This window comes from Bradyrhizobium sp. MOS001 (genome assembly GCF_004634465.1).
In the GTDB taxonomy this organism is placed as follows: Bacteria; Pseudomonadota; Alphaproteobacteria; order Rhizobiales; family Xanthobacteraceae; genus Bradyrhizobium; species Bradyrhizobium barranii.
Window position 1 is genome coordinate 79,159 of sequence record NZ_SPVJ01000035.1, and the last position, 10,044, is coordinate 89,202.

The following is a 10,044-nucleotide window of genomic DNA, read 5'->3' on the forward strand; positions in this document are numbered from 1 at the left end:
CGGGACCTTCCCGGGTATCGCTTCGCTCACCTCGGCTACGTAGCTGTTCCGCCGCCCCTACGCCCCCACCGCCGCCGGTGCGAACACCACCTCGATCAGCGTGCCGGAATTGGCCGCGCTCTTGATGTTGAACCTGGCGCGGTTGGCTTCGACCAGGGCCTTGGTCAGTGACAGGCTGAGCGCCGAACTGTCCGCGGCATCGCCGGGCGGTGGCGTCCGGAACGGCTCCATCGCGGCGGCGACCTCGCGCTCGCTCAGGCCGTGGCCGGTGTCGCGGATGCGCAGGGCAATCTCGCCGCGGTCGGTGAGCGCGGTCGAGACGATGACCTGGCCGCCGGCGCTGGCGAGCCGGATCGAGTTCGAGATCAGGTTCATGGTGATCTGCCGCATCGCGCGCGCGTCCACGCTCACCTGCGGCAACGCATGCCCGAGCGAGGTACGGATGATGATGCGCTCGCGGTTGGCCTGCGGCTGCATCACCGTGACACAGGCTTCGACGAGATCGTTGAGATTGAGGTTGGCGAAATTGAGATCGAGCTTGCCGGTCTCGATCCGCGACAGCTCCAGGAGATCGTTGATGATGGTGATGACGCGCTCGCCGGAGGCGCGGATGTCCTTCATGTATTCGCCGTAGCGCTCGTTGCCGAGGGTGCCGAAGCGCTCGGAGATCATCACCTCGGCAAAGCCGATGATGGCGTTGAGCGGCGTGCGGATCTCGTGGCTGATCCGCGCCAGCATGTCGGCCTTGGCATTCGCCGCGCCGTCGGCGAGACGGCGGGCGTTCTTGAGCTCGCTCTCGCCCTTCTTGCTCTGCGAGAGGTCGCGGAACACGGCGAAGAAGTTCGGGCCGTCGGGCCTGGTGCGGCCCATGATCATGGCGAGCGGAATGACGCCGCCCTTCTTCTCGCGCCCCAGCACCTCGCGGCCGTGGTCGAGCAGGCTCGCGATGTCCTGGCTCTTGAGGCTTTCGAGATAGTCGACCACGATTTGCTGGCTCTCCGGCGCGAACAGCGTCACCAGGTTCCGCTGCATCAGCGCTTCGCCGTCATAGCCGAACAGCGCTTCCGCGCTGCGGTTGCAGGCGTGGATGTTGCCTTCGGCATCGAACATGACGATGCCCTCGGCGGTGGTGTCGAGGATCGCGGCGAGATCCTGGGCGTCGGCATCGCCGGCCTCGGGCTCGAGTTCGGGCGCGTAGGGGAAGGATTCCGCGACGACGGGTTCGACGACGACAGGCGGCACGATGACTGGCGCAGCAACGACGGGCGCCGCTTGCGGCAGCGCGCAGATCAGCGCATGCGCGCTCGCGCCGTCCCAGTCGATCGTGTGCAGATGCGCTTCGGTGGTCGGAAGCGGCTCTTCGCCGTTCGCCACCGTCGCGCTGATCGTCACCGGCGTGCCGGCTTGCGACGTGCTGCTCGCCGACGATACGCCGGGCTCGACGTAGAGCGCATCGAGCCCGCCGGCATCCTCGAGCGCGCCCAGGCTGGAATAGCCCATGCGCGCGAGGAAGGCGGGGTTGGCGTAGAGCAGCCGGTCGAGCCGGTAGATCAAAATGCCCGTCGGCAGCAAATCGAGCAGCGCGCGGTCGCGCATGCTGTGGCCCTGCGCGGGCGGCGCCGGTTCAGTCAGCCATTCGGCTGGCACGTGCGGCGCCTCGGGCTCCGGCATCGAAGGTTCGGGCGCGGTTCCCGCCATCGGCGGCTCGGCCGTGACGGCGGCGATGGTCTCGCGTTCGCGTTCGAGCCGCTCGGACAATTGCCGGGCGAGCTCGTTGAACGCGCTGTTCTCGACCGGAGTCAGCGTCGGCGATCGCGCATCGCCGGGCGGGCGGAACGGCACGACATTGGGAGGCGTTTCCACTGATGTTTCCGGATCGGTTGGATGTGAATTCGCGTCGGCTACGGGTTCGGGCAGTTCGGGTTCAGGTGTTGGCTCAGGCTCAGGCTCGGGTGCGGGCGGCTCGATTGGCGGAGGCGGTGCCTCCGCCACGGGCTCCGGCTCGGGATCGGGATCGAGTTCGACGACGTCGGCAGAGAGGCCGTGCTGTGCGGGCGGCGCGGCGAGCAGCTCAAAGCGCCTGAGCGCATCGAGCCGGTTCAGTCCGTCGAGATCGCGACAGACGCCAAAACCCCTAAAGCCCGCGAAATTGCGCTCGCGGTCGTAGACCGGCAGGCCCGCGAGTTCGACCGGCAGATGCTCGCCGCCATCGGCCGGCCAGTTCACGGTGATCCCGGCCCAGGTGTCGTGGCTTGCAAGCGCCTGCGCCACGCGGCCATCAGGGTCGAGTGCAAACTCGTCGGCGATCTCGCGCCAGGGGCGGCCGAAGCCGGCGGCGGTGTGCGCGCCGATCAGGTGGATGAACTCGTCTGAGCCGAGCACAAAGCGCCCCTCCGCATCCACCTGCCACAGGAAGCGCAGCGGATGCTGACGCGGTGCGGGCGGCTCCGCTGGCGGCGGTTCGACCATGTGTGAGGTGATCGGCGCGGCCTGCGGCGACACAATGGCCTCTCGCGGGTTTTCAACCGGAGTTTTGGGCGCGGCGTCGATCGCTTCGCTGACAGTGTCCTGGACAGGCGCTTCGGCCGCCTCCGGGATCGTGACGACCTCCGGCATCGCGTCGCTCGCGGCGTGCGCGTCCGCGATCGCCGCTGATGGCGGGACGGTCTCGGCCGGAGCCGGCGTTTCGACCGGCTCGGCGAATGCGTCGAACAGCGCGATTTCGGATGCGGCCTCGTTCGGCCGCGCAGGCTGCGCATGGTCTGGCACCGCAGCCGGAGGGACCGGCGGAGCGTCGGGCGCGGGCTGAGCATCTTGTTCGCGCGCGCTATTCCCTTCGACAGCGGGCGCCGCCGGCCGGGCGGCCGGCTCGATCAGCGCGACCAGGCCGACATCAGCGCCGATGCCGACCCGTTGCAGCACCATCTGGCCGATGCCGATCGGCGTCTCGGCGCGGCCTTTCGCCAGCGCATCGCTGCGGGCCTGGTCAAGACCGGCATCGCCGAGATCGCGGAAGCCGAGCAGGGAGCGGGCGGCTTCGCTGGCGCCGACGAACAGGCCGTCGGGCGCGAACGCCGCCATCGGCACCCTGGCGCCCTCGACGAGACGATGCAGGCGTTCGACCAGTGGCATGGAGCGCAGCGTCGGATCCATCGCGGTGACGAGCACGCCGGAGCTTCCATCGGCGAAGTCGAGACGGGCGCAGGCGCAGGTCATCAGCATGCCCAAGCGGGCGCCGAAGCCGTGCAGCCGTTCCAGCCTGATCGCGCCGTTCGGCGCCAGCCGGCGCGCGAGCCGGGCGACCTGGCGGCGATGGCTGTCGGCCGGGCCGAAGGTCCTGTCCGCGAGCGCTGTGCCATGGGCCGCGCCGAACAGCCTTGCGCCGACCGGATTGGCCCAGAGCACGCGCGTGCCGTCGATCGACCAGAGCCAGGCGGGCAACGGAGAGGTCGCGTGCACGGCCAGCCGGGGATCGCCCACGCCTCGCAACTGGAAATCCGAACTCGTCATCCGACCGGCTTCAAGTCTCGCTTGTCAACATCAGGGTGCAAGGCTGCCGGAATGACAGCCTTAAGAAAGGGTTAGTATCGCGCGCAGGCGCAGGCAGGTCCACGGCTCCGGTCTACACGGCCAAGCCTAAAGCCGCGATAACCTTAATGTAGCCGCCCCCGCAAGCTGCAGCCCAACGGCATCCGCAGGATTCGCGGGCGGGCTGCGCGGCGATGGATGCGGCCAAGCCCAAGCCCTGAGACTTTGCCGAAAGAGCAGGCTGGCGCGGCATCACAGGTGCCCATCCTCCCCTGGAGGGGGAGGATCGGTTCGCATGCAGCGAAGCGCAATGCGAACCGAGGTGGGGTGACAGCCTCTCAATGGAGGCGGTGCTCGAGTGGAGAGATCACCCCACCCCGCTCGCGCTTCGCGCGATCGACCCCCGAGCGAGCTCCGCTCGTCTCGACCCCTCCAGGGGAGGGTAAGAGAGCGGCCACAGCAGGCACCAGACTACCTCAACCCAGGGTTCCCTCATGCGGAACCCTCATCCTGACCGCGATTAAATTTCGCGGCGCAGCCCGGATCACGTTTGCGTTGCACAATGTTGACATCTTAGGCGGCGATAGTGATGGGCGCTGGGCGAGCCATCTTTTTGTATCGCGTTCCAGTGTTCGTTCCCGCTGAGTTTGAGGCCTAGGTCGGGGCCGGCGGGCGCGCCAGAAGGCTCACTCCATTTTTTCTTTATCGTGAGGGACATCATGACAGGTGCGACTGATCCGTTTTCTGCCTCGATCATTCCGTTCGAGGTTCCCGAGCAGATGCGTGCGTTCGCCGAAAAGGGCGTGTCGCAGGCCCGCGAGAGCTACGCCAAGTTCAAGGACGCGGCCGAGACCCACAACGGCACCGTTGAGGCCGTGTTCACCTCCGCCAACAAGGGCGCGAGCGAGTACACCGCCAAGCTGGTGGAGTTCATGAAGGCCAACACCAGCGCCCAGCTGGACTTCGCCCAGCAGCTGTTCGGCCTCAAGTCGCCGGCGGAAGCGCTGGAGCTGTGGACCGGCCACACCCGCACCCAGCTCGAGACCTTCCAGTCCCAGGCCAAGGAGCTGGCCGAGCTGACCCAGCGCGTCGCCGCCGAGACCGTCGAGCCGATCAAGGCCTCTGCCTCGAAGTTCTACAAGCCCGCCGCCTGATTAGGCCGGCTGGTTTAAATTAAGAAACCCGGGCCTAGAGCCCGGGTTTTGCTTTGGAAATAACCTCGTCGGAAGCGCGATTCTCGGGTTTTGCGGCCTTGCCAAAAACGCCCGTTGCACCTAGTTTCCGCCCCGTCCAGCCCCCCTTAGGTCGACGGCCCGTCCAGGCGCCCAAGGCGGCTCGCAAGGATGCAGTTGTAGCTCAGTTGGTTAGAGCGCCTGTCTGTGGAACAGGAGGTCGGTGGTTCGAGCCCACCCAACTGTACCAAGATTGCGGATAACACCGCGTTCCCAGCATCTTACTGATAGACCAGCAGGATTTGCGCCGCCTAAAATACAAAAGGCTGCACAAATGGCGTTGCGAATGGTCGCGTTGAATCGAGCCGCAGATGGTCGGTGGTTCGCCCGTAAGGGCATCCCCGAGGACGTACGCGAGGACTACCAACGGCTCTATGGGCACAAGCGCGAGGCGCACCTCAAGCTTCCGGCCGGTACGCCTAAGCACGAAGCCAAGGCCCGCCTCGGAGAGTGGGAGGCCGAGGTCGAAACCCGCATCGCGACCCTGCGAGCCCAAAGGAATGGCGAGGGTCAACCACTCACCAAGCTCAACGCAATCGCGCTTGCGGGCCGTTGGTACAACTGGTTCGTGAAGCTGCACGAGGCCGATCCAGGGAAGCCAAAGTACTGGCGGGACTTCAGCGATCACGTCGTGTGGAATGTGATCCGCCCAGAGGCGCCTGACGAGTACGAAGAGGATCCAGGGTCCGACCCTCACGCAGATTGGCAATATGACCCAGAGGTGCGGGAAGCCGTGAGGCCGCAGATTGCCGAATTGGCGCGGGTCGCAACCTTCCTCGCCAACGAGGGGAAGGCGTTGAACCTTACCGCGCATGCGCTGTTCGTGGACGCTGTCAGCGACAATCTGTTGCCCGCAATCCAGCTATTGGAGAAGCGCGCGAATGGCGACTACGCCCGTGACGAGAGGCCCGATACCTTCCCGTCGTTCGCAGACGGGGCGCCGCGCTCGCCCAGTGTGAGTTGCTGGGAGCTTTTTGAGGCTTTCGTGCTTGCAACAAAGCCGGCGCCGAAGACGGTGACCCGTTGGCGGGCCGTTTTCCTTGAGATGCAGCGAGAGTGGTCCCTCCGACCTAGCTCCGGAAGGCCTAGCATGTAGAACGCCGGGCGCACGTTTTAAGGCCGCTAGACCCCTTCCGCCCTCGGCGAAATCATCACCGATACGAGTTTCGAAACGTGTATCCGGGTTGTGGTGGATCAGTTGCTGACCTTGATTGCTGATGATGATCGAAGTGTGCTCAATTGAAAACGCGCTTTGCCATTTCATCGAATGGGACAGCAGTGCTCGCTTGAAGAGCATCGCCGCCAGTCACATCTCATAGGGATCGGGGATCGTTGGCCCGGCACACTGGCAACGCACCCACCGGCCCTCATTGAAGGTCGCGTGCGTCCAATAAGAGCGAGTACGGGCTGCGTTCGAGCACCGCTCGACACAGTACCTCTACGCAAACGCAACGGCACGAGCCGTCGAGGGAGACCTTGGCGGCTTTTGCGTGTGGCAGGCCTCCTGTGATTGACAGTTGAGCGAACCCGTGTCGACCCTTCGGCGCTGTCTGTGGGAACAGGAGGTCGGTGGTTCGAGCCCACCCAACTGTACCACCGTTGCGGATAAGTCCGCTTTCCCAGCAACTTACTGATAGGCCTGATGTATTTGCGCCGCCTAAAATACAAAAGGCGCTACAAATGGCATTGCGGATGGTTGAGTTAGTTCGAGCGAAGGGTGGCGGCTTTATCGCTCGAAAAGGTATCCCGGCCGATGTGCGCGACGACTATGGGCGCTTGTATGGGGTGCGCTGGGAAGCTCAGCTTCGGATACCGAGCGGGACGCCAATCCCCTTTGCGAAGTCACAGCACGGCGAGTGGTTAGCTGAGATTGAGACCCGTATCGCTGCATTACGGGCGCATAGGAATGGCGAAGGCCAGCCTCTCACCCGGCTTAACGCTATAGCGCTCGCTGGGCGCTGGTACGTTTGGTTCGTGAAGCAGCACGAGGCCAATCCTGGTCCCGCGAAATACTGGCGGGAGTTCGGTGACCATCTCGTGTGGAAGGTCATCTACCCCGAGGCGCCCGATAGCTACCACGAAGGCCCTTATATGGACAGCTTTGCAACCTGGTTGTAACTTTCCAAAGGTTGACGTTCGGAGGAACGGTGGACGGTGGCAGACACGCCCCTAAACGACGCTCCGAAGTTGAACGATAGCAAATCCGCATCGTTCTCCACTCGTCTGCGTCTTCGCCTTGGGAAACTCGGCGCGATCATTGCGTCCGTTGCTGCGGTTGGTGCTGTGGTCGGCGGGCTCGCGGGCTACTGGCACGCGTGGGACATTTTGCACAGCCACGTCGGCAGAGATACGACCACGACCACGACTGCCGCGTCCACCGGTCTGATCGTCTCGAAGGGGCCTTCAGTAGCTGTATTGCCTGTTTCGAGCCCCATTGCCGCGCCGGGGCTTGGTTCGTTTGCCGACAGGGTAACCCAACAACTTGCATCCTCCCTCGGGAGGTTCAGCACTTTGCGAGTGATACCGCGCGCAACCGCTGCAAACTTTCTAAAGGAAGGTGATGATGCCATCAAAGCGGCCCGGAAGGCGCAAGTCGACTATCTGGTGAGCGGTGAGGTTCACCCATTGGGCGGCGGTGCTCGCGCGAATATCCACGTTTCGGACCTGCGCACTGGTACAGAGATTTGGTCGAAGTCCTTCGATGCGAATGCCGAAGGCGTGCAAACGGAAACGTCCGCGTACGAAATTGGCGACGCCGCCGCCGTGCAGATTGGTGGCTACCCCGGCGCAATTATGAACGCAGATTACTCGCAATCCCAGAACAAGCCGGTCTTCGAACTCAGTCCATATGAATGTATTGTTCATGCGGTAGTCGGGTCTGTACGTGGATTGTCATCCGCAATTCTGAAAGCGTTAGAGTGCTCCAAGCGACTTACCGAGCGACAGCCGAATAACGCATTCGCGTGGTCAGCACGCGCCACTGTTCTTTTTAACCAAAGAAGCATGGGGATCGGTCTACCTTCCGACCAAATTCAACACACCGATAAGCGTCTGTATTTGAACGAGGAAATCTTACGGGGCGCGACACGCGCCGTTGAGCTTGCACCCGACGATGCGTTCGCTCAAAGAACCTACGCTCTGGCGATGAGTACCAAATGTCAAATCCACCTGTACCGACAAGAATTGGAAAAGGCCCTCGCGCTCAATTCCAACGATGCGCGAACCCTCTCAGGAGGTATGTGGCTCGCCTTCATGGGGGACTGGGATGACGGGACCGCAATGGCCGAAAAGGCCATTCGCTTGGCGGGTCCCAATGCCTCGTTTGCTTGGTGGTTAGCGCCCGCAAAGCGACACTGGTGGAAAGGCGAATATCAACAGGCGCTTGAGGATCTCCGGCACGCCTACCTTGAGGGTTTTTGGCTCAGTCATCTCGATCAGGCGTACGCGCTGCCGTTTCTCGGTCGGTTCGACGAGGCCAAGGCGGAGGTCGGAAAGCTGCTGAAATTGCGCCCGGATTTCACCATTCGCGAGGCCGACAGTTATTATCGAATGTTCTGCTTTCAGCCCGAATACATCGAGAAGATGAACAGCGCGCTACGGCAGGCAGGGCTGCCAGAATAGAGAGGAAGCTCTGGGAGCCGGCGCACAGCAGGCAAGTGCCTTCCCTATTAGATGGTCGTGAAGCTTCAGTGCCAGTCGTGCTCCGGCTACGTCGAGCTGCTCAAGAATACAAAAACACGCTACAAAAGCCGATCTTTGGCGAGCAAAAAAGCTAGGTTTATCAAAGACAAAGTTGAGCGGCGGCAGTACCCACCCAACTGTACCAGTGATTTCAGTTGGTTATTCCAGGATCGTTGAACCGGTGCACTGGGGCGGCTTTTGGTTCGTCTTTCCGGGCGGCCAGTTGCAGCCCTCGCCCGATTAGCTCTGCAAAGATCTCTTCCGCTCATCGAGTACCCTTGCTTGCAGAGAGCCTTCGTCTGCCCTCCATCGGCCTCTCGGATTGCATCGGGCAAATTTTTGAAGCAGCGGTCTCCAGCTCAAAGCATCCGTTCGACGCTTCTTCTCAGCCTCCGTTGTCGCTGTGGCTCTCTTGGCAATGCGGCGATGCACAATCGACTTTTTGTCGGGGATAGGCGGAACTCAATCGTTGCCCGCTTTGCCGCTTTCATGTCTTGTTCCTCTTTTCAACCTTTGGGTGACGGAATGGTAGGCGAGAAGCAAGCCTATAAGCTGACCGTGGCCGGGCCTGGCCACAATTTCGAGCGTGAGATCGACGAAGCGCTCGCAAGCCAAATTATTTCACTCACAATGACTGGCAAAATGTCCGCCGAGCCGGCTGCATTTCGCGCCGGGGATACCGGCGGGGGAAGCGGATCGCACACCAATCCGAATGGATCGACACCGAAAGTTGGTGGCTCGTTAGCGAGCTACATAAAGGCAAAGAAGGCTGAGAAGAATCAGGTCCGCCGATTTCTCGTTACAGCCTATTGGCTCTCTGGACGTACGACTGAGGCGCTCACTGCGAGTGTTGTCACAAAGGCTTTGCTGGATAATCATCAAAAGCGACTGGCCAATTCGGCTGATTGCCTAAACAAAAATGTTAGCAAGGGGTTTTGTGAGAAGACGAAAGGAGGGGCATTCTTCATCACTCCGGAGGGACTTGAGGCGATTGAAAGTGCGCCTGCTGAATGAGCGTCCAGAGTGCGCTATCAGCGATTCCGGACGGATTGCGTCTACCGTTATTGTCCGAGTACCAGTCGATCGTACAGAATTTCGCTGAGCATCGATGGTCGCCTTCGGAGCTCAGCGGCGGCAAGTTTTGCGAGATCGTGTTCACGATCTTAGACGGCTACGCGAAAGGCATTTACTCAATTTCGCCGAAGAAACCGCGTGCCTTCGACCAAGCGTGCAAGCTGCTCGAAAACAATAGCCAGGTCCCACGCAGCTTCCAGATTTTGATCCCGCGACTTTTGCCTGCGCTCTTTGAGGTCCGAAACAATCGGGGCGTGGGGCATGCAGGCGGTGATGTCGATCCCAATCATATGGATGCAGTATTCGTCCTTTCTAGCTGCACTTGGGTCATGGCGGAATTGGTCAGGGTCTTTCACAATGTCTCAATTCTCGACGCGCAGGATATTGTCGATAAATTAGCCGAGCGGCGAATGCCATTGCTTTGGATCGGTGCTGATTCCGCTCGATGTCGCCCACCATTCCAGAATGATCTCGCCCACCGTTCCGATTTGATGTCGCCCACCATTCCGAGATGATCTCGCCCACCATT

7 protein-coding genes and 1 tRNA gene are annotated in these 10,044 nt (G+C 62.0%); 7 read left to right on the top strand and 1 reads right to left on the bottom strand.

Going from position 1 to position 10,044, the window contains the following annotated elements; all coding sequences use genetic code 11:
* Window positions 1-57: 57 nt before the first annotated feature.
* The gene (locus CT676_RS31260) at window positions 58-3,510 is read right to left on the bottom strand and encodes a PAS domain-containing protein (protein WP_135216030.1); all 3,453 of its coding nucleotides are present in this window, start codon (window positions 3,508-3,510) and stop codon (window positions 58-60) included.
* 737 nt (window positions 3,511-4,247) lie between these two features.
* On the opposite strand from CT676_RS31260, the gene CT676_RS31265 reads away from it, so the two are divergent.
* The 7 genes from CT676_RS31265 (at window position 4,248) to CT676_RS44785 (ending at window position 10,030) form a co-directional block, all read left to right on the top strand.
* Window positions 4,248-4,682, top strand: a complete 435-nt coding sequence (locus tag CT676_RS31265; protein ID WP_063985516.1) for a phasin — start codon at window positions 4,248-4,250, stop codon at window positions 4,680-4,682.
* Window positions 4,683-4,873: 191 nt separating this feature from the next.
* Window positions 4,874-4,950: transfer RNA gene (locus tag CT676_RS31270), tRNA-His, on the top strand.
* 96 nt (window positions 4,951-5,046) lie between these two features.
* Window positions 5,047-5,856: a hypothetical protein gene (locus CT676_RS31275; RefSeq protein ID WP_135216031.1), complete on the top strand. Its 810-nt coding sequence runs from the start codon at window positions 5,047-5,049 to the stop codon at window positions 5,854-5,856.
* Window positions 5,857-6,440: 584 nt separating this feature from the next.
* A complete protein-coding gene (locus CT676_RS31280) occupies window positions 6,441-6,878 on the top strand; it encodes a hypothetical protein (RefSeq protein ID WP_135216032.1) in 438 nt (145 codons plus the stop codon).
* A gap of 36 nt (window positions 6,879-6,914) precedes the next feature.
* Window positions 6,915-8,381 (top strand): hypothetical protein, encoded by a 1,467-nt coding sequence (locus tag CT676_RS31285; RefSeq protein ID WP_135216033.1) that lies wholly within the window; start codon window positions 6,915-6,917, stop codon window positions 8,379-8,381.
* A gap of 585 nt (window positions 8,382-8,966) precedes the next feature.
* Window positions 8,967-9,455, top strand: coding sequence for a hypothetical protein (locus tag CT676_RS31290; RefSeq protein WP_085400403.1), 489 nt, complete (start codon window positions 8,967-8,969; stop codon window positions 9,453-9,455).
* Window positions 9,452-10,030, top strand: coding sequence for a hypothetical protein (locus CT676_RS44785; RefSeq protein WP_193560918.1), 579 nt, complete (start codon window positions 9,452-9,454; stop codon window positions 10,028-10,030). The genes CT676_RS31290 and CT676_RS44785 overlap by 4 nt, the downstream gene beginning before the upstream one ends.
* Window positions 10,031-10,044: the final 14 nt, after the last annotated feature.

What these genes read in the sequence shown, in the direction of transcription:
- CT676_RS31260 (WP_135216030.1), bottom strand. Translation starts at nt 3,510, where the DNA reads ATGACGAGTTCGGATTTCCAGTTGCGAGGCGTGGGCGATCCCCGGCTG.
- CT676_RS31265 (WP_063985516.1), top strand. Translation starts at nt 4,248, where the DNA reads ATGACAGGTGCGACTGATCCGTTTTCTGCCTCGATCATTCCGTTCGAG.
- CT676_RS31275 (WP_135216031.1), top strand. Translation starts at nt 5,047, where the DNA reads ATGGTCGCGTTGAATCGAGCCGCAGATGGTCGGTGGTTCGCCCGTAAG.
- CT676_RS31280 (WP_135216032.1), top strand. Translation starts at nt 6,441, where the DNA reads ATGGCATTGCGGATGGTTGAGTTAGTTCGAGCGAAGGGTGGCGGCTTT.
- CT676_RS31290 (WP_085400403.1), top strand. Translation starts at nt 8,967, where the DNA reads ATGGTAGGCGAGAAGCAAGCCTATAAGCTGACCGTGGCCGGGCCTGGC.
- CT676_RS44785 (WP_193560918.1), top strand. Translation starts at nt 9,452, where the DNA reads ATGAGCGTCCAGAGTGCGCTATCAGCGATTCCGGACGGATTGCGTCTA.